21 protein-coding genes and 1 pseudogene are annotated in these 24,636 nt (G+C 66.4%); 11 read left to right on the top strand and 11 right to left on the bottom strand.

Annotated elements, in window-relative coordinates; all coding sequences use genetic code 11:
* Positions 1-13: 13 nt before the first annotated feature.
* The gene (locus ACVWWN_RS05355) at positions 14-748 is read left to right on the top strand and encodes an amino acid ABC transporter ATP-binding protein (protein WP_457149002.1); all 735 of its coding nucleotides are present in this window, start codon (positions 14-16) and stop codon (positions 746-748) included.
* 19 nt (positions 749-767) lie between these two features.
* On the opposite strand, the gene ACVWWN_RS05350 is transcribed toward ACVWWN_RS05355, so the two are convergent.
* A complete protein-coding gene (locus tag ACVWWN_RS05350) occupies positions 768-1,997 on the bottom strand; it encodes a CynX/NimT family MFS transporter (RefSeq protein WP_457142972.1) in 1,230 nt (409 codons plus the stop codon).
* Between the two features lie 58 nt (positions 1,998-2,055).
* Complete coding sequence (locus ACVWWN_RS05345; RefSeq protein ID WP_457142971.1) at positions 2,056-3,681, bottom strand: PucR family transcriptional regulator; 1,626 nt, start codon at positions 3,679-3,681, stop codon at positions 2,056-2,058.
* A 143-nt stretch (positions 3,682-3,824) separates the two neighbouring features.
* On the opposite strand from ACVWWN_RS05345, the gene ACVWWN_RS05340 reads away from it, so the two are divergent.
* From ACVWWN_RS05340 to ACVWWN_RS05330, 3 genes are all read left to right on the top strand, one after another.
* Positions 3,825-5,294 (top strand): CoA-acylating methylmalonate-semialdehyde dehydrogenase, encoded by a 1,470-nt coding sequence (locus ACVWWN_RS05340; RefSeq protein WP_457142970.1) that lies wholly within the window; start codon positions 3,825-3,827, stop codon positions 5,292-5,294.
* An 11-nt stretch (positions 5,295-5,305) separates the two neighbouring features.
* On the top strand, positions 5,306-6,700 hold the full coding sequence (locus ACVWWN_RS05335; RefSeq protein WP_457142969.1) for an aminotransferase class III-fold pyridoxal phosphate-dependent enzyme: 1,395 nt from the start codon (positions 5,306-5,308) through the stop codon (positions 6,698-6,700).
* A 450-nt stretch (positions 6,701-7,150) separates the two neighbouring features.
* Complete coding sequence (locus ACVWWN_RS05330) at positions 7,151-7,489, top strand: hypothetical protein (protein ID WP_457142968.1); 339 nt, start codon at positions 7,151-7,153, stop codon at positions 7,487-7,489.
* Between the two features lie 3 nt (positions 7,490-7,492).
* Here ACVWWN_RS05330 and ACVWWN_RS05325 read toward each other — a convergent pair whose 3' ends face one another.
* From ACVWWN_RS05325 to ACVWWN_RS05315, 3 genes are read right to left on the bottom strand one after another with little or no spacing between them, the layout of a single operon-like run.
* Positions 7,493-8,566 (bottom strand): NAD-dependent epimerase/dehydratase family protein, encoded by a 1,074-nt coding sequence (locus ACVWWN_RS05325; protein WP_457142967.1) that lies wholly within the window; start codon positions 8,564-8,566, stop codon positions 7,493-7,495.
* Between the two features lie 11 nt (positions 8,567-8,577).
* A complete protein-coding gene (locus ACVWWN_RS05320; protein ID WP_457142966.1) occupies positions 8,578-9,594 on the bottom strand; it encodes a Ppx/GppA phosphatase family protein in 1,017 nt (338 codons plus the stop codon).
* A 57-nt stretch (positions 9,595-9,651) separates the two neighbouring features.
* The gene (locus tag ACVWWN_RS05315; RefSeq protein WP_457142965.1) at positions 9,652-10,566 is read right to left on the bottom strand and encodes a ribonuclease Z; all 915 of its coding nucleotides are present in this window, start codon (positions 10,564-10,566) and stop codon (positions 9,652-9,654) included.
* A 229-nt stretch (positions 10,567-10,795) separates the two neighbouring features.
* Between ACVWWN_RS05315 and ACVWWN_RS05310 the strand changes: the two genes are divergently transcribed.
* Complete coding sequence (locus ACVWWN_RS05310; RefSeq protein ID WP_457142964.1) at positions 10,796-11,503, top strand: ANTAR domain-containing protein; 708 nt, start codon at positions 10,796-10,798, stop codon at positions 11,501-11,503.
* Positions 11,504-11,512: 9 nt separating this feature from the next.
* Here ACVWWN_RS05310 and ACVWWN_RS05305 read toward each other — a convergent pair whose 3' ends face one another.
* Positions 11,513-11,713 (bottom strand): DUF2795 domain-containing protein, encoded by a 201-nt coding sequence (locus ACVWWN_RS05305; protein WP_457142963.1) that lies wholly within the window; start codon positions 11,711-11,713, stop codon positions 11,513-11,515.
* Between the two features lie 187 nt (positions 11,714-11,900).
* Between ACVWWN_RS05305 and ACVWWN_RS05300 the strand changes: the two genes are divergently transcribed.
* Positions 11,901-13,244: an aldehyde dehydrogenase family protein gene (locus tag ACVWWN_RS05300; RefSeq protein WP_457149001.1), complete on the top strand. Its 1,344-nt coding sequence runs from the start codon at positions 11,901-11,903 to the stop codon at positions 13,242-13,244.
* A gap of 47 nt (positions 13,245-13,291) precedes the next feature.
* Here ACVWWN_RS05300 and ACVWWN_RS05295 read toward each other — a convergent pair whose 3' ends face one another.
* Both ACVWWN_RS05295 and ACVWWN_RS05290 read right to left on the bottom strand, forming a co-directional pair.
* Positions 13,292-13,534 carry a hypothetical protein gene (locus ACVWWN_RS05295; RefSeq protein WP_457142962.1) on the bottom strand — a complete coding sequence of 81 codons (243 nt, stop codon included), beginning with the start codon at positions 13,532-13,534 and terminating at the stop codon, positions 13,292-13,294.
* A 269-nt stretch (positions 13,535-13,803) separates the two neighbouring features.
* Positions 13,804-13,959 carry a DUF6131 family protein gene (locus tag ACVWWN_RS05290; protein ID WP_457142961.1) on the bottom strand — a complete coding sequence of 52 codons (156 nt, stop codon included), beginning with the start codon at positions 13,957-13,959 and terminating at the stop codon, positions 13,804-13,806.
* A gap of 88 nt (positions 13,960-14,047) precedes the next feature.
* Between ACVWWN_RS05290 and ACVWWN_RS05285 the strand changes: the two genes are divergently transcribed.
* Positions 14,048-14,716, top strand: coding sequence for a response regulator transcription factor (locus ACVWWN_RS05285; protein ID WP_457142960.1), 669 nt, complete (start codon positions 14,048-14,050; stop codon positions 14,714-14,716).
* Between the two features lie 216 nt (positions 14,717-14,932).
* On the opposite strand, the gene ACVWWN_RS05280 is transcribed toward ACVWWN_RS05285, so the two are convergent.
* Positions 14,933-16,525 carry a phytoene desaturase family protein gene (locus ACVWWN_RS05280; protein WP_457142959.1) on the bottom strand — a complete coding sequence of 531 codons (1,593 nt, stop codon included), beginning with the start codon at positions 16,523-16,525 and terminating at the stop codon, positions 14,933-14,935.
* A 210-nt stretch (positions 16,526-16,735) separates the two neighbouring features.
* Here ACVWWN_RS05280 and ACVWWN_RS05275 point away from each other — a divergent pair.
* Positions 16,736-18,022: pseudogene (locus ACVWWN_RS05275) on the top strand (thioesterase domain-containing protein); the annotation flags it as partial.
* Here the strand turns inward: ACVWWN_RS05275 and ACVWWN_RS05270 are convergent.
* Positions 18,000-19,001: a zinc-binding dehydrogenase gene (locus ACVWWN_RS05270; RefSeq protein ID WP_457142958.1), complete on the bottom strand. Its 1,002-nt coding sequence runs from the start codon at positions 18,999-19,001 to the stop codon at positions 18,000-18,002. The pseudogene ACVWWN_RS05275 and the gene ACVWWN_RS05270 overlap by 23 nt on opposite strands.
* Positions 19,002-19,160: 159 nt before the next feature.
* Here ACVWWN_RS05270 and ACVWWN_RS05265 point away from each other — a divergent pair, with 159 nt between their 5' ends.
* Complete coding sequence (locus tag ACVWWN_RS05265) at positions 19,161-19,811, top strand: GntR family transcriptional regulator (protein ID WP_457142957.1); 651 nt, start codon at positions 19,161-19,163, stop codon at positions 19,809-19,811.
* 16 nt (positions 19,812-19,827) lie between these two features.
* Here ACVWWN_RS05265 and ACVWWN_RS05260 read toward each other — a convergent pair whose 3' ends face one another.
* Positions 19,828-20,817: a hypothetical protein gene (locus ACVWWN_RS05260; protein ID WP_457142956.1), complete on the bottom strand. Its 990-nt coding sequence runs from the start codon at positions 20,815-20,817 to the stop codon at positions 19,828-19,830.
* Positions 20,818-20,954: 137 nt separating this feature from the next.
* Here ACVWWN_RS05260 and ACVWWN_RS05255 point away from each other — a divergent pair, with 137 nt between their 5' ends.
* A complete protein-coding gene (locus tag ACVWWN_RS05255; RefSeq protein WP_457142955.1) occupies positions 20,955-21,761 on the top strand; it encodes an FAD binding domain-containing protein in 807 nt (268 codons plus the stop codon).
* Positions 21,754-24,588, top strand: coding sequence for a molybdopterin-dependent oxidoreductase (locus tag ACVWWN_RS05250; protein WP_457142954.1), 2,835 nt, complete (start codon positions 21,754-21,756; stop codon positions 24,586-24,588). Before ACVWWN_RS05255 ends, ACVWWN_RS05250 begins: the two co-directional genes overlap by 8 nt.
* The last annotated feature ends 48 nt before the right edge of the window (positions 24,589-24,636 follow it).

Raw genomic sequence — 24,636 nt, 5'->3', positions numbered from 1 at the left:
GGCCGCGGCGCCGATGCTGTCGGTGCGGGGATTGGTCAAGACCTACCACGGCCGGTCCGTGCTCGACGGCGTCGATCTCGATGTCTCCGAGCACGAAGTCGTGGTGCTGATCGGGGCATCGGGTTCGGGAAAGTCGACACTGCTGCGGTGCATCGATCTGCTCGAGGACATCGATGACGGCCAGGTCCTGCTCGACGGGCGCGACATCAGCGACCCGCGGATCGACGCCGACGAGGCACGCCGGGCGATGGGCATGGTGTTCCAGTCATACAACCTGTTCCCCCACATGACTGCGCTGGCCAACATCGCGCTGGCGCCACGGGTGGTGCACGGATCGAATCGTCGCGACGCCGAAGATCGCGGACGCGAGTTGTTGGAGCGTGTCGGCCTATCCGATAAGTCGGATGCCTACCCGGACAAGCTGTCGGGCGGACAACAGCAACGTGTGGCGATCGCCCGCGCGCTGGCGTACGAGCCCCGACTGTTGCTGCTCGACGAGATCACCAGCGCACTGGACCCCGAACTGGTCGGCGAGGTGCTGTCTCTCGTCGGTGAGTTGGCGGCGTCTGGCCGCACCATCGTGATGGCCACTCACGAGATGGCGTTCGCCCGTGAAGTGGGCGACGTGGTGTGTTTCCTCGATGGCGGCCGGATTGTCGAAACCGGCGCGGCCAAGCAAATTTTGACCGATCCGCAGCACGACCGGACCAGACGGTTCCTGCGACGGGTGACCGGCGGACTGGACTGAGACCGGTCCGGGATGCCGCTCAGAACACGCGGGCGGGAGTCATCGTGTCGTCGCGGGCGGCCAACCAGGTTGACAGAACCTGCGGAATCAGCACGAGTCCGAGCGCCGACATCGCGAGGGTCCACGAGCCGGTCACGTCGTGGAGGACACCGACACCGACCGGTCCCAGCGCGGCCAGGAGGTAGCCGGCGCACTGCGCCATCCCGGAGACCTGGCCGGTCTGGGCGGTCGAGGTACTGCGTAACACCATGAACAGCAGGGCAAGTCCGATGCCCGCGCCAGGACCGGTCATCACGCACATTGCCCACAACGTCGGCCACCGCTCGGTGGTCAGCAACCCGACGAACCCGATTGCGCACCCAATCATGGTGATGGCGGTGAAGATTCGCTGATCGCGAAAACGAACAGCGATGATCGGTGCGATCAACGACGCCGCCATCCCTGCGAGCTGGCTCAGCGCGAGGACCGCGCCGGCGTGCGCCGGCGTCATGCCGCGGTCGATCAGGAATTCCGGCAGCCAGGCGGCGAACGCGTAGAAGATCATCGACTGGGCGGCCATGAAGATCGTGATGGCCCAGGCCATTCGATTGCGCCACAGAGGTTCTCGCGACTTCGTGAGTTCGGCGCGATGCATCCGCCGCAGCTGCGGCACCCACACCAGCGTCGCTGCGAGCGCGGGAATCATCCACAGAGCCAGGGTCACCCGCCAGTTTCCCCCGATCGCATCGTTGATGGGCACGACCGAACCGGAGGCGACCGCGGCGCCGGCGGACAGCGTCGCCGAGTACAGACCCGTCATCAACCCGGACCGGTGGGCGAAATCGCGCTTGATGAGTGAGGGCAGCACCACGTTGCAGATTCCGATGCCTGCACCGACGAGCACCGAACCCGCGAAGAGCCCGGCGGCTTCGGGCACCAGGCGCAGCACGATCCCGGCGATGAGGACCGCGAGTGCACCGAACACCGTGCGTTCCATGCCGAACCGGGCGGCGCAGCGCGGCGCCGCCGGCGCCGTGAGACCGAAGACGAGCACCGGCAGCGTGGTGAGCAGGCCGGTGACCGAGCTGTTCCAGCCCGTCGACGCCTTGATCTCGTCGACAAGCGGTGCCACGGCCACCACCGCCGGACGTAGGTTGGCCGCGACGAGAATGATGCCGACACCGGCGAGCACCGCTGCGCCCCTGCCGGTCAACGAGGTGCCGTCCGGATCGCGAGATGACGTCGAAGCTGCGATCGGGGATTGGCTCACCCTGACAGCTTCGTCCTTCGGCGGCCAGGACGCCTAATCGCGAATTCACCGACAGGGCTCAGCGTCTCGCGATGATCATCATCGCGACGTGCAGCGAGGTTCGCGATTCGGCGCTGTCGAGATCGGCGCCGAGCAGTCGCTCCAGGGCGGCCAGCCGCGCGTACAGCGTCGGGCGGGACAGATGCAGACGTTTGGCGAGTTCGGCCTTGTTGCCGCCCACCTCCAGGAAGCCCGCGAGCAATTCGAACATGTCGTCACCGTGCTTGGCCCGGCTCTCGAGGACACCCCGCAATTCCGTCTCGGCGAATGCCTGCACACGCGGGTCGGTTCGGATGAGCGCGATCAATCCGCGCAGGCGCACGTCGGCCGATCGGTAGAAAGCCCGCTCGTCGCCCGTCCCGGCCATCACCAGCGCCACCTCGGCGACGTGTCCCGACTCCGCAAGTCCGCCCGCGGCGTCGATGAGCCGGCTCGACGGCGGCCCGATACCGATGACACACTCCGCGACGCCCTCGACGCGGATCACCGCGCGTCGGATCGCCGTGGCCACTTCGTCGAGAAGGTGTTCGTCATCGGATCGGACGCGGCCGGCACGTGGCGCGAGCAGCAGATCGAACTGGCCGTCGTCGCGTCTGGCGGCCAGCACCGTGTGCCCGATGGACCGGATGACATGCACCGCGGCGTCCAGCGTCCGGCTACGACGCTGCTGGAGCAGCACCTGATTGGCGCTGGTGTGTTCCCGCAGTCGAGCGGTGAGCGGGATATAGGTGAGCGAGGGCCGTAAGCCGAGCGCATAGGCGCGGGTGGTGGCCTCGCTCTCGTCGCGGATCCGGCCGCGGACCAGGTCGTCGACGAGTCCGCTCTGCGCACGCAATTCCAGAGATGTGCGGTCCTGCTCGACCATCCGGTGCAGGGCCAATGCCTGTGCCGCGCGTTCGAGCGTGGTGACGGTCCGGTCGTCGGCCTCGGCGTCCGCGGCGCGACCGCGGGGCGCCACCAGCCGACCCCACTCTTGCCGGTACGGGCCCACGGGGCGGGCCACCCAGGATCCCGGCCCGGTGACCGGGGTCAGCCGCGACCGCCGTTCCCAGTCGGTGAGCAGGTCGGTGAGCGGCAGGCCGCGCTGCACGAACGCCAGCACCTGGTGGTTGAGGTCCTCCAGCACGATCGGTGTATCGAGCATCCCGGCCGCGGCCGCGACGATTTCGTCGACCGATGCGCGACGCATGCTCAGGTTGGTGAACGCCTCGTGCACGCGGCGGGCGTAGTCGACCTCCGCGTACTGTTCGGCCACGATCCGGCGGTGCACTTCCTCGGTGATCTCCACGAACCGGACTCGCTGGTGCAGAACGATGACCGGCAGCTCGAGCGTCGCGCCGACCTCCAGCACCGAGCGCGGCACCTCATCGATGTGCAGCCCGAGTTCGACCACCAGCGCGACCGCTCCTGCCTGGGCGAGTCGCGGCAGGTATTCGTCACGGTGCCGCACGTCGGTCAGTGCCTGCCCGGTGGTGAGCACCAGCTCGCCGCCCTCCAACAAGTTCGACAGGTCGGGGAGATCGCTCACGTGGACCCACCGCACCGATCGGTCCAGCGCACCCGGATTGTCGGCGCCACATACCACCTCGGGCTCTCCGGCGCGCAGCACGGGAAGCGCCAAGATTTCACGGACGGTCGGCAGCATTTGACACAGCGTAAAGCAACTGCCGTGCTGAGTTACACACTGTCGGCGCCGAGTGGGCCGGTCTGGGCCGACAATCGAACTAGACATCGACAGACAGGGATCACGTGACAACCAGCACCCGCGTTCGCACCATTGCCCATTGGATGAACAACACGGCCTTCGACGGCACCGCCGGCCAGAAGATGCCGGTGACGAATCCGGCGTCGGGTGAGGTGACCGGTGAGGTGGTGTTGGGCAGTGTGGCCGATGCGCGGGCAGTGATCGATGCCGCGGCGGCGGCGTTCCCGGCGTGGCGGGACACCTCGCTGGCCAAACGCACCGCGATCCTGTTCAAATTCCGGGAACTGCTCAACGAACGCAAGGGCGAGTTGGCCGAGATCATCACCAGCGAGCACGGCAAGGTCGTCTCCGACGCGCTCGGCGAGGTCAGCCGCGGCCAGGAGGTCGTCGAGTTCGCCTGCGGCATCCCGCATCTGCTCAAGGGCGGGTTCACCGAGAACGCCTCGACCAAGGTCGACGTCTACTCGATCCGCCAACCCCTCGGGCCGGTCGCGGTCATCTCCCCGTTCAACTTCCCCGCCATGGTGCCGATGTGGTTCTTCCCCATCGCCATCGCCGCGGGTAACACCGTGGTGCTCAAGCCCTCGGAGAAGGATCCCTCGGCCTCGCTGTGGCTGGCCGCGCTGTGGGCCGAAGCCGGCCTGCCCGCCGGGGTGTTCAACGTCCTGCAGGGCGACAAGACCGTGGTCGACGAACTGCTGACCAACCCGGCGATCAAATCGGTGTCCTTCGTCGGATCCACCCCGATCGCCCAATACGTCTACACCACCGCCACCGCCGCCGGCAAACGCGTCCAGGCCCTGGGCGGGGCCAAGAACCACGCGGTGATCCTGCCCGACGCCGACCTGGACCTGGCCGCCGACGCCATGGTCAACGCCGGCTTCGGCTCCGCCGGCGAGCGCTGCATGGCGATCTCGGCGTGTGTGGCCGTCGGCCCCATCGCCGACGACCTGATCGCCAAAATCACCGAACGCACCACCGGCCTCAAAATCGGTGACGGCACCAAAGACTCCGACATGGGCCCGCTGGTCACCAAGGCCCACCGCGACAAAGTCGCGTCCTACATCGACGCCGGGGAAGCCGACGGCGCCAAAATCGTCGTCGACGGCCGCGGGGTGCAGGCCGACGGCAGCGCCGAGGGATTCTGGCTCGGGCCCACGCTCATCGATCACGTCACCCCCGAGATGAGCGTCTACACCGACGAGATCTTCGGCCCCGTGCTGTCGGTCGTGCGGGTGCAAACCTACGACCAGGCCCTGGAGTTGATCAACAACAACCCCTACGGCAACGGCACCGCCATCTTCACCAACGACGGCGGCGCGGCCCGGCGCTTCCAGAACGAGGTCGAGGTCGGCATGATCGGCATCAACGTGCCCATCCCCGTCCCGATGGCCTACTACAGCTTCGGCGGCTGGAAAGCCTCCCTCTTCGGCGACACCCACGCCCACGGCACCGAAGGCGTCCACTTCTTCACCCGCGCCAAGGCCATCACCAGCCGCTGGCTCGACCCCAGCCACGGCGGCATCGAACTCGGCTTCCCGCAGAACAGCTGAAAGCGCACACCATGACCCTCGTTGACGACATCATCAAAGACATCGACGTGCTTCCGAATGGCCTGACCCGCGACGACGCGCGCCGCGAGGCGGCGCGCGCCTACGAGCTCGACCGTGACCACGTGTTCCATTCGTGGTCGGCGCAGGCAGATCTCAAACCGATGACGATCACTGCATCGCAGGGCTCCTACGTGTGGGACGGTGACGGCAACCGACTGCTGGACTTCTCCTCGCAGCTGGTCTTCACCAACGTCGGCCATCAACACCCCAAAGTTGTTGCCGCCATTGCCGAGCAGGCCGCCAAGTTGTGTACCGTGGCACCGCAGCACGCCAACGCGGCACGGTCCGAAGCGGCCCGCCTGATCGCCGAGCGCGCTCCAGGCGACCTGAACAAGGTGTTCTTCACCAACGGCGGCGCCGATGCCAACGAGCACGCCGTCCGGATGGCCCGCCTGCACACGGGCCGGTACAAGGTGCTGTCGCGATACCGGTCCTACCACGGTGGGACGGACACCGCGATCAATCTGACCGGCGACCCACGCCGCTATCCTAACGACTACGCCAGCAGCGGCGTCGTGCATTTCAACGGCCCGTTCCTGTACCGCTCGTCGTTCCACGCGGAGAACGAGCAGCAGGAAAGCGAACGCGCCCTCGAATATCTCGAGCGTCTGATCCAGCACGAGGGCCCGGCCTCCTTCGCCGCGCTGATCCTGGAATCCGTGCCCGGCACCGCGGGCATCATGGTGCCGCCACCCGGCTACCTGGCGGGCGTGCGTGAGATTTGCGACCGGTACGGCATCATGCTCATCGCCGACGAGGTGATGGCCGGCTTCGGCCGAACCGGAAAGTGGTTCGCCGTCGAGCATTTCGACATCGTCCCCGACTTGATGACCTTCGCCAAGGGTGTGACGTCCGGCTACGTGCCGATGGGTGGCGTCGCGATCAACGAGAAGATCGCCGCGACGTTCGCGGACCGCGCCTATCCCGGCGGCCTCACCTACTCCGGCCATCCGCTGGCGGCCGCCGCCGCGGTCGCGACCATCAACGCGATGGAAGACGAGGGCATGGTGGCCAACGCCGCCCGAATCGGATCGGAGGTTCTCGGCCCCGGCCTGCAAGATCTGGCGGCACGTCATCCGTCGGTCGGCGAGGTGCGCGGACTGGGTGTGTTCCAGGCGATCGAACTGGTCTCCAACCGCGAGACACGGGAACCGTTGGCCCCCTACGGCGGATCAAGTCCCGCGATGAATGCCGTGATCGGTGCGTGCAAGTCGGGCGGCCTGCTGCCGTTCGCCAATTTCAACCGGATCCACGCGGTGCCGCCGTGCAACGTCACGGACACCGAGATCGCCGAAGGTCTCCGGATTCTCGACTCCGCACTCGATATCGCGGACGCGCACCTCTGAGCACGCGATACATTGGAAATGTTATATAGCGGTTGGTCTCGATCGCGGATCTCGACCGCCCGCTGAGCCGCGAAGCGCACACGCCGACCACCGATCGAGCCCACGCTCGCCGCCGGATCCATTGATGGACAGGTAATCCCGTGCCACCGGTGCGAATTTGATCCCACGACCGCCGAGGCGCTGCGCGCCTGCGGAAAGCGCGTTCTGGCCGGGAAGCAGCTGTGAGGCGGCGTCCGATCGGGTACCGATTGGCCACAAATAGTGTGCGTGACGTACGTACGGGGTGCGAGAAAAGCCGACCGAGCAAGGCGTCAGCGACTGCATCGGTGAGCTTCTCGATCAGGCGATAGACCTGGGGCTCGGTTTCTCACCGACCGCGCCGACCTGAGGGCGTCCGCCGGGTTCGCGATGAACAGGGTGTGCCGTGAAGGGCCCCTTCGGCTTACCGCCGTGGCCACCAAGGAAGGGATCAGCCAGCCCTCCACCTCACCGTCATGCATCCCGATCTCTTCAGCGTATTCGTGGACATCGCAGGCGATCGACCGGCTGTTCGGCGGGGACGCCGACGCCTGGTCGACGTTCGACCCTGCTACGGCAATCCCCAGACATGCCGCATACGGCGGCGTCTCCGGGCACGGAGCGACCACCCTCTGCCTGCCGGGCCGATCCCGCGGCCTCGGCTGCAGCGTGGTGTCACATCCGGGCAGGCATACCTGGCCCTTCGCCAGAACCGCGTTCGCGAACACCTTGCCGTGGCTGACCGAACGCCTGCGCCGACCCGGGCGGTAGGACTCAGGGGAGATGTCGCGACGAGATCTGGCCGTCGGTCAGATCCTTGCGCAGCAGTTCGATGACGGAGCGGCCTCGTAGCGGCGCGCTGTCGGCGTGTGCTTGTGCTGCGATTCCGTCGAGCAGATCAGCCAGCGCCTCGGTCGACGACCACCGCGGCTTCCACTCGAGTTCGGCGTTGGCGCGGCCGCAATCGAGAAGCGGGACAGCGAAAGCCATGTCCAGCCAGCCGCGGTCAATCGGTTGCAGCCGCAGGCGCCAACCGATATCCACCAGACGCCCGAGGACCTCCGCCGGAACGTGCAGCCGCCGAGCACCCAGAGCGGCGGCCACATCGTCGCGTCCGACCGGCGGCTCGGCGGCGAGATTGAAGGCGCCGGTGGCGCGCCGCTCGACGACGCGCGCAATGGCGTCGGCGACGTCTTCGGTGTGGACGATCGGGATGCACAGCCGGCGATCGATCGGGAGCACCGGTAGCAATGGCACTATCTGCATCGGGAGGTAGGCCGGCAGAGCGTAACGCATCAGCCCGCTGGCGGCGATGCGTTGCAGGATGAAGCCAGGCCTCAATCGCGCGATCGGGATGGCGTTGGTCCCGAGCGACTGTTGATATCCGTCGAGCACAGCCTCCGCCGCCGACTTGTGGCGACTGTATGGCGACGACTCGATCCCACTGGTCGACCACGACTCGTCTACCCGCTGTCCGTATCTTCCGGCGGCGTAGGTGCCCACCGAGGACATATGCACCAGCTGATCGAGTTCACACGCATCCGCAGCGTCGAGAACAGCGGTGGTGCCGCGAACTCCGACGCTCCTCAGGTACTCGACGTTGCGGGTCGGCTGGAATCCCCAGGCCAGATGAACGACTGCGTCGGCACCGGCGAACAACTTCTTCAACTCGGAAGTGGCGTTCGAATCAGCGACGTCCAGAGCATGCCACTGCACCGAAGAGTAGATGCCGACGGGCTCGGGCGGCCGACGGACTATCCCGGCCAGCTCGTGATCACCCGTCCGCACCAGCCGCCGCAGCAGGGCGGTCCCGACGTTGCCGCTCGCCCCGGTGATGACTATGCGCAATGCAGTGGTCCTCAGTGTCTTTGATCAAGCGCCAATGCGGTCACCGAAGCGACACCGTCGGTTGTCGTGCGCTGCACAGGCTGTAAGGAGAACGGGGGCGAGTAGGTCATCGACTCCAGGTGCCTCAACACAATGCCCGCGCGGAGCGCCCATGGACAGACCTCGAGCGACTCGATGTCCGACGTGGCCATGGTCAACTCCGCGAGCACCGCGCGGGCGAGGATCTGACGACTGCGCGGGTCGGACACGCCGCGCAGCTTCGCGCGTTCGGATGCGCACATCGTGGCCAGCCGTGGCGTCCACGCTCGGACATCGCGCCGCGCGAGCTCACGATGAACGAACGGTCCCTTACGTTGTGGCGCCGCACCGGAGAGCCGCGCGAGCTGCTTGAACGTCTTGGACGTGGCCACCACTCGACGCGGGTCACCTTCCCAGCGGACCCGATCGGCGACTTCACCGAGGGTCTCGCGAATTTGGCGCCGCATCGCTTTGAGCTGAGACCGCGACGGCGGATCGTCAGCGAGGAAGTCACGGGTCAGCCGGCCGGCGCCCAACGGCAGTGAAATCGCCAGCTCGGGTTCGGCGTCGCGCCCGAGCACGATCTCCATCGAACCGCCGCCGATGTCGAGCAGGAGCAGCCGACCAGCGGACCACCCGTACCAGCGGTGCGCCGCCAGGTAGGTCAGCCGGGCCTCCTCGTCACCGGACAGGAATTGCGGACGCACGCCCGAGACCGACCCGATCAGGTCCAACACCTCGTCGCGGTTCGTGGCGTCCCGCACCGCCGAGGTCACGAACGTATACAGCTTGTCGATCCCGTGCCGTTCCCCGGTCCGGATCGCGTTGGACACCGCCGCGCAGACGCGTTCGATACCCGCTTCGCTGATCGAACCGTCCGGCAGTAGCTCGTCGCCCAGCAGCGTCGGCTCCTTGACTGCCTGTGCAGGTAGCGGCCGACCCCCCGCCGTCACGTCGACGATCTGCAGTTGCGCGGAGTTCGAGCCGATGTCGAGCACCCCAAGCCTCATCGAGGTGTGGTACCCCAATTCAGGCGTTTCAGCGGACGACTTTTCAGCGGGGGCGCGTCACCTCCGATGAGGTACCGCAACCCGGTCCAGGTCCTCGGCGACGACGAGATCGCCCGTGAACACCTCCCGCGCCTCCCGGCGGTGTTCGGCCGTGTCGGTGTACCGCTGGGAGAAATGGGTGAGCACCAACTGCCGCACGCCGCTGGCGGCTGCGACCTGCGCCGCCTGCCGGGCCGTCAGGTGGCCGTAGCGATCGGCCAGGTCGGCGTCCCTGGTGAGGAACGTCGCCTCGATCACCAACATGTCTGCACCCTCGGCCAGCGCGTAGACACCGTCGCACAGCCGGGTGTCCATGACGAAGGCGAACTTCTGCCCACGCCTCGGTTCGGTGACCTCGGCCAACCGCACAACCCGCTCGCCCACATCGATTCGGCCGGTGCGGTCGAGTTCACCCACCGCCGGCCCCCTGACGCCGTGGTAAGCCAATAGATCGGGCAGGAAGCGCCGGCTGTCGGGTTCGACCAGCCGATAACCGATCGCCTCGACGGGATGCGACAAGCGCTGCGCCGCAAGAACTCCGAAGGCCCCGTGGGCCACAGGGCCGTCGGCGGCTACCGCTACTTCCCGAATATCGGTGACGTCGTGAAATGCCGAGGCATGCCGGAGGCGGGTGAAGAACTCCTGACCCGACGCCGGGAAGTACGCGTCCACGGAGTGCTGCACACCGTCCAGGGACAGCCGTTGCACGATGCCCGGAACCCCAAGGCAGTGGTCGCCGTGGAAGTGAGACAGGCACAGCCGCGTGATGCTGCTCGACGAGACGCCGGCCCGCAGCATCTGCCGCTGCGTACCCTCGCCGGGATCGAACAGAATGCCCTCGCCATCCCAGCGCAGGAGATAACCGTTGTGATTACGATGACGCGTCGGTACCTGACTGGCGGTGCCCAACACCACCAATTCGCGGGCTGACACAAGCCGACAGTACGGGTGAACGCCACCGAAACGTCCGGGCAGATCATCAAACCCTTCCGACGGCGAGCGGTCGCGCGTAGCGTCGACCTGGTCGGGTGCCGTCTGGTCACCCGGCTGGGCGGTACATCGCCGCACGTCGGGGCCACGCCCCGATGTAGGAGTCGAGGACTACGGCTTCCGTATCACGAAAGACGCTTTGGCTTCCCTGACATGGCGAAAGCGAGCGGACGTGGACGATTCTGAACATGCGAAGTTGCTTCGCCGCACCATGGAGGAACTGACCGAAACCGCCGCACACCCGACCGACATCGGCGCGACGCTGCGAGGGGTCACCGCCGCCTGCGTCGACGTGATTCCCGGCACCGAAAGCGCCGACATTCTGTTGATCACCGACGGTGATCATTACCAGTCCCTCGCGGCGACCTCGGAATTAGCCGAGAACCTTGATGAAGACCAACACCGGTTTCACGAGGGACCTTGTCTCAATGCGGCGGTGAGCGACGCCGTCGTGCGTTGCGATGACTTCCGCGATGACGACAGGTGGCCGCGGTTTGCCAAGGCAGCAATGGCCTCAGGCGTACACAGCATGCTGTCTTTTCAACTGTTCACCCATGATGACCGCGTGGCCGCGCTCAACCTGCTTGGATTGCAGCCCCATTGCTTCGCTCCCGACGCGGAAGCGCTGGGCGCCATGTTCGCTACGCACGCCGCGCTCGCGCTGATCGCCAACAACAAGCGGCATCAGTTCGAATCGGCGTTGGCCAGCAGGGACATGATCGGACAGGCCAAGGGCCGAATCATGGAGCGTTTCGACGTCGATGCCGTCCGGGCGTTCGAACTCTTGGTGAAGGTTTCGCAGGACTCCAATACCCGACTCAGCGACCTGGCACGCCGGATCGCGGCCGGGAGCTCGGATCCTCAGCATCCCCGCCGCTGATCGAGGCGATCAAGACCTCGTGCCGCCCAGCGCGTCATCGGAACCGAGCGCTTGCATCACGGCGCTCGGTCCGTCGAAGTTGTCCTTTTTGAGGCTGCGCAGGGCGTCGACGAGGCCGCTGTCGGCGCCGTTCTGCTCGGCGTACTTGGCCAGATCCTCCGCTGAACCCGGGTAATCGAATCCGGACAAACTCTTCTGTACTTCAGTCACTTGGTATCCCGTGCCCACCGACGTACCCGCTGCGTCCAGCCGGAAACCTCACCGTGGGTGCATTTTGGAGTGGGAAGCGCTGCGGCACAGAAGAAAAGCCCCACGGCGTATCGAACACCGATGTGGTTGGTTGGCCGGCCACGCAATGGGTATGCCGGGAGGCGTGTCTTCGACTGTCGCCGACATCATCACCGTCCTGGATCCGCGTACCGGCGACGTCGTGAGCCGGGTGCCGATCGCCGCGCCGTCGGCGTGCGACGACGCTGTTGCGCTCGCCGCGGCGTCCGTCGACACGTGGGCCCGAACGTCGCCCGCCGAGCGCGCTTCCGCCCTGGCCGGTGCCGCCGCCGACGTCCGTGCCGCCGCCGACGAACTGGCCGAACTCAACGAGCGGGAGACCGGCAAGCCCCGCAGTGATGCGCGCGGCGGTGTGGACGCCGGAGCCGCGACGCTCCAGCAGTACGCCGAACTCGGGCCACTGCACCGCGGACGCACGTTGCAGGGGGACTGGTCGGCGACCGATCTGATGATTCCGCAACCGCGCGGTGTGGTGGCCGTACTGACGCCGTGGAACGATCCGGTCGCAGTGGCTGCCGGGCTGCTGGGCGCGGCGCTTGTCACCGGAAACACGGTCGTGCACAAGCCGAGTGAGCGCTGCCCGCAGACCGGCAGACGATTCGCCGAACTGCTGGCCGCCCACCTGCCGGATGGGGTGCTTCAGATTCTCGATGGCGATGGAGCGGTCGGCGCCCGCCTGGCGGACGCCGAGCGGGTTGACGTCGTCGCGCATGTAGGCAGCAGCGTGACCGGTAGAGCGATCGCACGCACCTGCGCGGAGCGGGGCGCCAAGGCACTGCTGGAGAACGGTGGCAATGATGCGTTGATCGTCGACGGCGACGTGGATCCGGTGTGGGCCGCCGGGCAGGCGGCACTCGGGGCGTTCGCCAATGCGGGACAGATCTGCGTGTCGGTCGAACGGGTGTATGTCGTGCAGTCAGTCGCCGACGCCTTCGCCAACGCACTGGTCGACGAGTCAAGGGCCTGGGCCGAACGGATCGGGCCGCTGGTCGACGAACGGCACCGCGACCTGGTCCACTCCCACGTCGCAGACGCGGTCGGCCGCGGGGCTCGCGTGCTGGCCGGCGGCGAACCGCGACCCGGCCCCGGCTCGTTCTATCCACCGACCGTGCTGGTCGATTGCGCGCCCGAGATGCTGGTGATGCGGGAGGAGACGTTCGGTCCGGTCGCCCCCGTTCGGGTGACGCCGGACTTCATCAGCGCGCTAGCCGAGGCCGCCGACGACCGCTACGGCCTGGCCGCGACCGTCCTGACCGCCGACATGACGCACGCGCAAGAGGCCTGGCGTCGCCTCCCCGTCGGCACCGTCAAGATCAACGCCGTGTTCGGCGGCGCGCCCGGCGGTGCATCGCAGCCGCGCCGCGCGAGTGGATCCGGATTTGGCTTCGGGCCTGAACTCCTCGATGAGATGACCGCGATGAAGGTGGTGCACTGGTCCGCGCCGAGCGATTGACGCCATCGCGTTGATATCTGAGAATTCCACGCCCAATTCTGCACTCGTCAGGATGTCCAACCGGTCGCCGGTGGCCAGCAGTCGACGTCCTTACCGGCACACCGGAGTTTCACATGCTGGTAGCCCCGTTCTGATGCGGCCGCTACCTCATCGGCATAGACACGCCTGGCCTCCTCCTCGACGCCATGGACCAGGACGGTCTCCTCCATCCCCTTGGCGGAATCGCCCGGATCATAGGGACGGGTGGCAACCACATCCCAGTCCCCGGCCGAGCGCGTCATCGGCTCCATGAGCGCTACCTTCCCTTCGAACCCGCATCCGTCAGTCGCGTGATCCTTCAGGATGGTCCCCTGTGCGGTCAGCCTCGAAACATCGGGCCGGCGTGGTCCTCTACTGTGCGGGTGCCCGGAAGCCGCCGAGCATTCGCTCCAACAACTCGGCGAGCTTGATCGGCGTGCGGTCAAGTGCGTTTCTTCCCGTGGCCTTCGAGTGCCGGCGTGACGCGTTGACACCCTCTCGGCGTGATAACGATGCCCGGCACAGATGCCATACCGCCTCGTCAGTAGTAGTGGCGGCGGCCGCCGACGGCGCGACCCGCCGATCCCATCACCGCCAGAACCACGCCGATCACGACCAGGATGATTCCGATGGTCCACAGGATCGAGATTTTGAGCAGGAATCCCGCGATGAGCAGAATGATGCCGAGAATGATCATGATGAGGCCTTTCCGGTTGGGACGCTGAACAAGTCGAACACCCTTTAGGGGGGATCGAATACACCCCTAGGGCGGTAATGTTCGGCGCATGCCTCAGCCCGCCGGCAAGCCGATCACCGTGGCGCTCGTCGACGACTACGACGTGGTGCTGATGGGCGTGGCCAACATGTTCGACCGTTACCGCGACCGGGTCGTCGTCGCCGAACTCGACGCGACGATGGCTGTCGACGACCCCGTGGACATCGTCTTGTACGACAGTTTCGCCCAACCCGAATCCGACCACCACGAGATCGGCGAGCTGGTCGCCAATCCACGCGCACGCCGAGTCGTGGTCTACACCTGGAACTTTCACCCCGACCTGATCGAAAGCGCCCGCCAGCACGGAGCGCACGGGTACCTGTCGAAGACGTTGCCTGCGCGCGAGTTGGTCGCCGCACTCGAGGCAGTGCATGCCGGCCAGGTCGTCGTCAGCGATGTTCCCCCACGCGGTCGCAGCGCCGTGGGCCTCGACTGGCCCGGACGGGGCGAAGGTCTCAGCGACCGGGAAGCCGAGATCCTCGCGCTCATCACCCAGGGTAAGAGCAACGCCGACGTGGCACGGCTGACCTATCTCAGCCCTAACACGGTGAAGTCCTACATCCGGACGATCTACCGCAAAATCGGTGCCGGCAGCCGAACCCAGGCCGTCCTCTGGGGGGTCAAACACGGGTTCACCCCGGACCACAACCGCATCGAGCACTGGCGCGGCGGCCCATAACACGCGCGGGCTGCCAGCACTCTCACAGCGAGGTGCGGCCCTGGCGGCCTCCACCGTCGCCGGTCGCTACGCACCGGTGGCGGCGTGGATCGGCACCGCCACTTGCTGTCTCATCTTGGCGTGGAGCGTCGTCGGTCGGCCTCCCTGCCACTCGGCGTCGTCATCCTGGCAACCACGACCAACCTGGTCGCCGGGCTGGCCGGCCGGTGTCGATGACTAGCGTCCGCGTCTGCGGCGCGAGGCGAGGACCGTGGCGACGTGGTGGCCTGACGCACCGGCCAGGCCGGCACCCGGATGCGTCGAGGCTCCGATATGCCACAAATCCTTGATGTGGGTCCGGTGTTGGCCCTTTCCGGGCAACGGCCGCCAGAACAGGTTCTGGTCCAGATCGGCCGCGCCGCCGTACGGATCGCCGGCAACGGCGTTCACGTTGTAGGTCTGCAGATCGCGGGGCGAGATCACTTTGAGGCCCAGCACTTGTCCGCGCAGCCCTTCGGCGTGCGCAGCGACGCGGTCCAGTACGCGTTCGGCATACGCCCGGCTGAGGTCCTCGCTCCATCCCGCCCCGGTGTCGAGTTGACCCGACGCGTCACCGCGGGGCTCGAACGGCATCTCCTGCAATTGCAGCCACAATGCTGCGGCGCCAGGTGGCACACAAGACGGGTCCAGGGTGAACTGTTGCCCCACAACGACTGTGGGGCGGCGGGGCAACAAGCCCGCTTCGGCCTCGGCGCACGCGATAGCGGTGCTGGCCGAGCCATCGCTGATGTGGACGATCGGCGCCGAGCCGAGGCGGGAATCGTGCCACCGCGGTGGACTGGCCAAGGCCACGTGGATCTGCATCGCAGCGCGGCCATACCGATAGGCCGCCGCCTGCTTGCGCAGTCCGGGCGGGCTGACCGCAGGAGGCAGCAACGAGCCGTACAGGGCGGTCGGTGTCACCGATGCGAGAACCGCGCGTCGGGCCTCGATTCGGCGTGACCCGCTCACGACACCGACCGCGCGGCCCGCATCGACGACCACGCTCTCGGCCGGGGTACCGGTGTGCACCTGTACGCCGAGTTCGTCGAACAATCCCCGGAAAGCGGCCAGCAGGCCGGCCGCACCGCCCACGGGCACAGGAGTCCCGAACGCATGCAGCGACGCGGCGAAGACCGGGAGCATGACCCCGCCGGAGGCGTGGTCGGGCGATAGTCCGGCGTGCAGAAGCCACGGCACCCACAGGCGATCGACCTCACCGCCCACGAAATTCCTGGCACAGTATGCGCGACCCGAGGACGCCGCGTCCCGCAGCAATAGTCCGGCACTGGTCCGGCCGTTCGTCCGCAGACCTCTGAGGAGCAGCTGCACCAGGTGCGGGCCACCCCGCAGGCTGCCGCCCATCATGTCGCCGAAGAGCGTTGCGTTGCGGCCGAACCGGGTCAGCGCGTCCAGATAGGCCTTCCGGTCTTCGGCGTGTTCGAACCCCGCGACCGTCTGTTCGGCATCGCGATACGCCACCGTGACCGCGCCGTCGTCCGCGACGCTGGCCGTCACGATGCCGTCGGTGTTGCGGTACGCGAGGCCATGGCGTGCCAGACGATCGCCCAGGACCGCGTAGGCCGGTCCGGACATGAACATCGGGTGCCAGGACGAGTAACTGTCGTGCACATATCCGGGAACGGTCGACTGCTCGCTGGCGATGAACCCGCCGATATCCGGATTGCGCTCCAGAAGAGCCACTTTCCATCCCGCGAGCCCCAGCTCGGCAGCTGCGACCATACCGTTTATCCCCGAACCGATGATGACCGCGTCAACTGCACCGCCCACGTCCCTGTGAACGCAGCACGGCAATAATTCGGTACCGACAGGTGTCCCCCGTCGGGTCAGTGCCGATCGGGTTGACGAGATGTGGCGCCGACAGCGGCGGTTTCGGCAACCTCGCACGCCTGCTGCTGGACGGCCGTCACTGCGACAGACAGGTCGACAGTGAGTTGGAGCAACGCCAGCGCGTGCGCGCGGCGTAATTTCCCCGAGGGTGCGCTTGCGGCGCTGGCCGGCGTGGCGCAGGCGGCGGTGATCGCCCGCGAAGACAGACCCGGCGACAAGCGTCTGGTCGGCTATGTCACCGAAACCATTGCGGGAGCAGAGGACCCGGCCGCCGCCCGGGCCGCGCTGGCCGAGCAGCTGCCGCCGTACATGGTGCCGGCCGCGGTGATGGTGGTGGACGTGTTGCCGTTGACGGTCAACGGCAAGCTGGACAAGCGCGCCCTTCCGGCACCCGCGTATCAGCACACCGGTGGTTACCGCGCCCCGGCCGATGCGGTCGAGGAGGCGTTGGCGGGCATCTACGCGCAGGTTCTCGGGCTGGACCGGGTCGGGGTCGACGACTCGTTCTTCGACCTTGGCGGGGATTCGCTGTTGGCGATGCGGGTGGTCGCCGCCATCAACACGACCCTTGACATCAACCTGGCAGTGCGCACCTTGTTCTACGCGCCGTCCCTCAGAAGCTTGAGCCGGCAATTGGGCAGGCCCGACAGCGCGGTCGAAGTCGTCCCTGTTGAAGTCCTCAAGGAGGGGACGGGCGTTCCGCTGTGCTGTATCCACGACGGTCTTGGGCTCAGCTGGTCATATCGGGCTTTGGGCAATTACCTGGACTGCCCGATTGTCGGAATCAACCAGATCCCACTGGATGGCGAGGCTCGACCCGAATCGATTCGCGGTATGGCGGCAAGCTATGCAGACCGGCTCCAGGCCCTCTATCCGACCGGGCCCTACAAGATCCTGGGCTGGTTCCTTGGCGGCGTCGTGGCCCATGAGCTCGCCCTCGAGCTCCGCCGGCGTGGTTGCGTGGTGGAGCGTTTGATTCTGTTGGACGATGCCTTCACCGCCAACCGGGTCATCCCCAGCGATCAGGCTTCCGACGAGAGTGCGATCCTAGACCACATCCTGCGGGTGAACCGAATAGACGTACCTGAACAGTCGGCGCCCCTCACCTACAGCACGCGGCGGAGCTGATCTACCGGCAGGTCGACGGCGCGGAGTTCCCAATTCCGCCAAAAGTTGCTGGAGTTCATGGTTCAGAGTGTGACGGCGAATCAGCTGCATCTCGGGGAACACGTGCCTGCTGTGTTCGACGGCGATTTGGTGATCTTTTCTGCCGCGCGCGACGGACACGGGGAAGATTCGTCCTGCTCACACAGTTGGCGACCGTACGTGGCCGGCGACGTTGTGACCTACTCGGTCGACTGCTCACATCACGACATGCTGACCTCCGACTCGCTCAGCATCTACGGCGCACAACTCAAACGTTCACTCGAGGCGTGACGACGTAGTCACGGGCATGCGACACAACGACTTTCAGTCGGTCAGTGTCGGTGGTCGCCGCTGTGTCATACGCGCGCTGAACCGAATCGATGTCGAACCGGTGGGACACCAGCGCGCCGTTGAGCTCTGGGTACTGGGCCAGGTAGTCGTCCGCCCGCGCCAGAGCGTGGTGTCGCTCTCGCGTGATACCCGCGAACAGCCCGAGGTTATTTCGCAACAGCCGCTCCATGTTGAGCGGGTAGTACTCGTCATCCGGAATGCCGAAGTACAACACGCTGCCGGCGACCGCCACTGCCGAGATGGCGTCGTCGAGCGTAGACACCTGATGACCGACGGCCTCGATGACCACGGCCGGGCGGTTGGCGTCGACGACGGCACGTGCCCACGTCCTGCTGGGCGCCGTGACGAGATCGTCGATACCGACATTCGCCGCTATCCACCCGCGGTCGACGGGGTCGACGCCGACGACCCTGCGTGCACCGCGGCTCTTGGCCACGTGGGCGAACAGCAGGCCGATCGGCCCGAGGCCGATGACGCCGACGACCCGATCGGCCACCGCGACACGATCGAGCGCCTCCAGGACACACGCCAGCGGCTGAATGAGTACGGCGTCCACCGGTGAGAGTGATGTCGAATACACGTGCAGCTGGTTGCCATCGGTGATCACATATTCCGCCAATGCGTCGCTGCGGCTCGCCCAACCCACAACGCGCGCACCGACGCGGATCCCTGGATGGCGGGAGGCCAGCACCTCACCTACTACCTCGTGCATGGGAAACCCCGGCCTGCCCGGGCAGAGCCGCCCGAATCCGTCTGCCCGGGAGCCTGTTCGGCCAATCAGCTTCGGAATGTCGCTACCGCAGATACCGCCGGCCAACGTGCGGAGCAGCACGGCGTCAGACTCGAGTGAATCCGAGGCCGGAGCGGGGACTTCCACCACTTCGAACACTCCAGGCGCAACAAGCCGATAGGCCCACATCTTGACTCGACCTCCCTCGCCGGTGCCATGGCGCCCCCGCATCAGGCAGTCTGGGCGGGCTCCCGAATGTGAGGTAGCTTCCACGAACGCGCGTCGTGGCTTCTGTTACCCTCTTCATGGTATACATCCGGATACAAACATGACAGGCGGACAGCCGGGATGGAAGGAACGACTGGCGTGGACGTCTACCAGCAATTGCGCGAGGCCATCGTAGACGGCACGCTGGACGCGGATACACCATTGACCGAGTTGGCGTTGGCGGCCAAGTACAACGTCAGCCGTACCCCCGTGCGTGAAGCGCTGCGCCGCCTGGAACAGGACGGCCTTGTCGAGCGCGGCGCCCGCGGCATGCAGGTACGCGGTCGCAGCCCGGAGGAGATTCTGGAGCTCTACGAGGTTCGGATCACGCTGGAAGGCGCGGCAGCGCGGGCGGCCGCCGATCGGCGTACCGATCTGGACCTGCTCAAGCTCGAGCGCGTGCACTCATCGATGATGGAGATCTCGACCGACGACCCGGAGCGACTTGCGACCGCGAATCGCAAGTTCCACGAAGCAATCTGGGCGACGAGCCACAACTCCACCCTGGTCGATCTACTGGGCCGCCTGCACGCTCACCTGATCCGCTATCGCGAGACCACCCTCACCTACCACGACCGTTGGGCGAGCGTCCTGGACGAGCATCGGCAGCTCATCGAAGCGATCAAGGCCGGTGACCGCGAACGCGCGGGCCGGATCGCCGAGGAACACATGACCGGGGCGCGCAACGTGCGCCTGCAGATGTACGCCGAAGCGGACGCGGCGACACACTAGTCTCGGCGGCCCCCGCTCACCGACGGACATATTCCGGGGGCGCCTCCAGAGTCGATGGGTGGAACAGCTTCTCGACTTCGATGGGTTTGTCCAGGATCCCCTGCTCGACCGCGTAACGGACGAGCGCCTCCACGGCCTTCCTTGAGCGCTCGGGGTCGTAGGCGAACGGATCAGGACCCATCAGGTCGACCTGCTGCTCGTAGGTATCGCGGGCCCACGCCAGGCAGATCTTGCGCGGATCGCGGATGGCGTCGAGAGCAAGGTCCTTCGCGGCCCTGAAGGCGCGCAGGGTCTCATAGGGCAACCACGGGTTGTCCTCGACGATCTCGCGGCGCAACACCACCGTGTGCATGATCGGGAAAATGTTTGTCGCGCGGAAGTATTCGGTCTCCGCGGAGCGCGAGTCCGATAGCAGTCGGCGAAGACCGCCTGGCTCGCCGAGCACCTCGGGGATCTCCGGATAGATCAGTGCGTCGATCTCGCCGTGCGCGGCCATTTCGACGACCGACCGCCCCGGTTCGACCGGGCTGATCCGAAAAGTACCGGGCAGATTCTCCGTTCCCGCGGTGTCCGCATCCTGGATCACCCATTCGACGTCGCTGAGGTCGATGCCGTAGTGGTCCTGGAGAATTCCTCGCGTCCACACGCCCGCGGTGTTGGTCCAGGTGCGTAGTCCGACGCGCTTGTTGGCGAGTTGCGCAGGTGATTCCAGCGCCGACTCGTTGCCGACGAAGATGTAGGAGTGCCTGAACCGGCGGTGCGGGAAGGCGGGTATCGCGATGAATTCGCCCGGTGTCTGCTCCTGGATGGACAGGAACGCGCCGAACGACACCTCGGCGATGTCGAACTCGCGTCGCCGGAACATGCGCCAATGCCGCTCCGGCGAACTGAAGGTCAGGCATCGAGTCACGGCCGCTTGGATGCCTACCGAGCCGTCGAGCAGGCCGCGGTTCAGGTCGGATGCGCCCAGGGCCAGGGTGAGGATCAATTCTGGGCTGCGTGTCACCGGAATCAGCCTTTCTACCGGAGTCGTACACTACTGTATACCTTAGAATGCATTGCATACTTTCGAATACATCACCGTCTGTCAACCGTGCCGGCCAGCGCTGGGCGTAGTGCTCAGTGCGGATGAGGAGCTCCAAAGTGATTCCTGACGTTGCCCTTTCGCGCCCCACCACGATCGATGAAGCGGTCCGGCTCCTGGCGGACGGCGGAGCGGCTTACGTCGGCGGCACCGAGCTCATCGCGGCGATGCACATGGGTGTTCTCGCGCCTCCGCAACTGGTCGACCTCAAGCGGGTAGACGAGCTCCGCGGGATCCGCACGTCCGCCGAGGAGTTGACGATCGGCGCGGCTACCAGGCACCGCGAGATCGCCGGTTCTGGCGATGTCCGGCAACACGCGCCGATGCTCGCGAAAGCCTGTTCGTTGCTTGGCAACGCGCGCGTGCGGGCCACCGGCAGTATCGGCGGGAACATCTGCTTCGCCGACCCGAGGTCGGACGTCAGCACGTCATTGTTCGCTCTGCGCGCCCAGGTGAGTCTGCGTTCGGCCGAGGGACAACGGACCCTGCCGATCCAAGATTTCGTGGTCGGCGCCATGGAGACGGACCGCGCCGACGAGGAACTCCTGGAAGCCATCCACATCCCGATCACGGACGAGCGCCACGTCTATGTCCGGCACCAGCCGACCGAGTATCCGACGGTGTGCGTCGGCGTGGCCGTCGACCGGGCACGTCCCGACGGCCCGGCGCGGATCGTGGTCGGTGCGGTAGGAGAGCGGCCTCAGCCATTCGATGTTTTGTCGATAGACGACGTCGACCTCGATGCCATCCTGCCGGGCCTGGGCGTGATCGAGGACCTGAACGGGTCCGAGCAATACAAGCGCCACCTCGCAGGGGTGTTCATCGGCAGAGCCATCGCGGAGATGAAGGAGACGATCGATGCATGAGACCGAGATTGTCACGAGCGTCAATGGGCGCAGGGTCGAGGAGCCGGTACCGAATCGGCTGACCTTGGCCGAGTTCCTGCGCGACAGACAGGGTTTGAAGGGCACCAAGGTGAGCTGCGAGACGCAGGTCTGCGGAGCGTGCACCGTACTGGTCGACGGCAATCCCGTCAGCGCGTGTACGACGTTGGCCGTCGATGCGGACGGCGCAGGGATCTCGACGGTCGAAGGCCTCGCCGGCGCGGGCGACCGACTCGACCCGGTTCAGGAGGCATTCATCGACTGCACCGCGCTGCAGTGCGGCTACTGCACGCCCGGGTTCATCATGGCGACCAAAGCGTTGCTCGCCGAGAACCCCAGCCCCACAAAGCAAGAGATCGAGCACGCGCTCGAGGGCAATCTGTGCCGATGCACCGGGTACCTGCCGATCATCGAGGCCGTGCAACAGGCCGCACAGCGTGTCGCGGGCACATATCAGCCCACGGCGCGGCACGAGCGGGACCGACCCCACCTCGACGAGAATGGAGATCGGTACCGCATCGTCGGGCACGCGATCGACCGCGTCGATGCCCGCGCGAAGGTGACCGGCGAAGCGCGCTATGCAATCGACACCGGACTGCCCGACACCTTGCACGCCGCAGTGGTGCGCTCCGATCGGGCCCACGCCCGGATCGTCAAGGTCAACACCGGGGAAGCGGTGGACATGGCCGGGTGCATCTCCGTGATCACCGGAAATGACCTCCACGGCCTCTTCCCCTACTTCGGGCACATGGTCCCCGACCATCAGATCCTCGCCCTGGACAAGGTTCGCTATTACGGCGAGCCCGTCGCGTTGGTGGTCGCGACGAACCGTCACATCGCCCACGACGCGGCTCGTCTCGTCGACGTGGAGTACGAAGATCTGCCCGCGGTCATGGACTCGGACGCGGCGCTGGAGCCCGGCGCACCGGTGCTGCACGAACAGTCGTACTCCGGCGATTCGGTGAGCCTCGTCAAGGTGGCCCGGTCGGCCGATGAACCCAATGTGGCCAACACCCTCACCCAGGGCTGGGGGGACGTCGACGCGGCGTTCGAGCGTGCGCACTGTGTCGTGGAAACGTCCACGTTCCACCCGTCGCTGTATGCGTACGCCATGGAGCCCTACAACGCGAGTGCCCGATTCGCAGACGGAGTGCTGGAGGTGATCAGCCCCGCACAGCATCCGTTCATGGTCATCAAGGATCTGGCTCGCACGTTTGATCTGCCGCACAGCCGCGTGCGGATGACGGTGCCCTACATCGGTGGCGGCTATGGATCGAAGTCCTACACCAAGATCGAGCCGCTGGTCGCGGTCGGCGCGTGGCTCACGGGCCGACCGGTGAAGTTGGACCTCAGTGTCCAGGAATCCATCTACACCACCCGATCCGATTCGGCGAACACGTTCGTGCGCAGCGCTTTTGATGCCGACGGCAAGCTACTCGCCCGCGATGTCGACATCGTCCTGGACACCGGCGCCTATATCGACAACAGCTCGACGGTACTGGCCAAGGCCGTCAACCGCTGTTTCGGCCCGTACGCCATTCCGGCCCTGCGGGTGCGGGGCAGGCTGGTCTACACCAATACGGCTCCAGCGTCGTCGTACCGCGCCCTGGGCGCCTATCAGGTGAACCTGGCGGCGGAGACCAACATGGATCAGGCCGCCGATCGGCTCGGCATCGGCCGTGACGAGATCCGCGCCCGAAACCTGGTGCAGCGCGGCGAGGTATTCATCAAGGGAAGGCGGCCGATGGACGCCGACCTCAACGCCGACTTCGCCGAACTCATCTCCATGCTCCACGTCGAACCACACGCGGGCATGCTGCAGGGCGTCGGCTTCGGCTGCGGCGCCAACGAGGGCGGCTCCTATCCGACGTCGACCGCGCAGGTCAAAATGTCACCGGATGGGTCGGCTCTGCTGCTGAGCGGATCGACGGAGATGGGCCAGGGCAGCAAGTCCGTGCTCACCCAGATCGCCGCGGAGGAACTCGGCTTGGACCTGGAGCGCGTTCGCATCTTCCAATCGGACTCGGCGGGAACGTCGTTCGAGCGGACCACGGGTGGCAGTCGCACTACGACATTGACCGGACTTGCGGTTCAACGGGCGTGCGCGGACCTGGTCGGACAACTCCGGGCGATGGCGGCAGATCTGTGGGATTGCACCGTCGACGAAGTTCGGCGGGTCGGCGACACGATAGTCCATGACGACGGACGCAGTGAACGCTATGGACCGATCGTCAAGAAATGGTATGGCGCGGGCGGCGGCGAGATCACCGGGCACGGGGTGGTGCGCCGCGCAGGCGAGCTGGACGAACAGCCCTCGTTCTGGGAGATCGGAATGGCCGGGGTGACAGTCGACATCGATCCGGACACCGGTGTGGCGAAGATCGACCAGCTGGTGACCGTTGCCGATATCGGGTTCGCCATCAACCCGGTCGGCGTCGAGGGGCAGGACCTGGGCGCGGCAACCCAGGGCATCGGCGGTGCGCTCACCGAGGAGCTGATCTACGAGGGCGAGCAGATCCGCAACCCCAACCTGGTCGAGTACCGCATCCCGCACATCGACGATGCACCACGGCGTTTCGATTCGGTCCTGTGCGAGCGACGTGACGGGACCGGCCCGTACGGCGCCAAGGGTGTCGGGGAAGGTGCGCGGATCCCGATCGGCGGCGCGGTCGCGGCCGCGGTGCAACAGGCAACCGGCATCTGGCCGGACCGGCTGCCGTTGACGCCGGAGCGGGTGTGGAACCTGATCCGCCAGGGCCGCGGCGAACGTGCGGCCCGGTCCGACTCCGACGGCGACACCGGTCGATAGACCACCTTCCGCACCGCGGCGCCGCTGCTTCCGGCAGCGCCGCGGTGC

The organism is Mycobacterium sp. URHB0021 (assembly GCF_054057895.1).
This window is presented reverse-complemented; position numbering and strand designations above follow the sequence as displayed.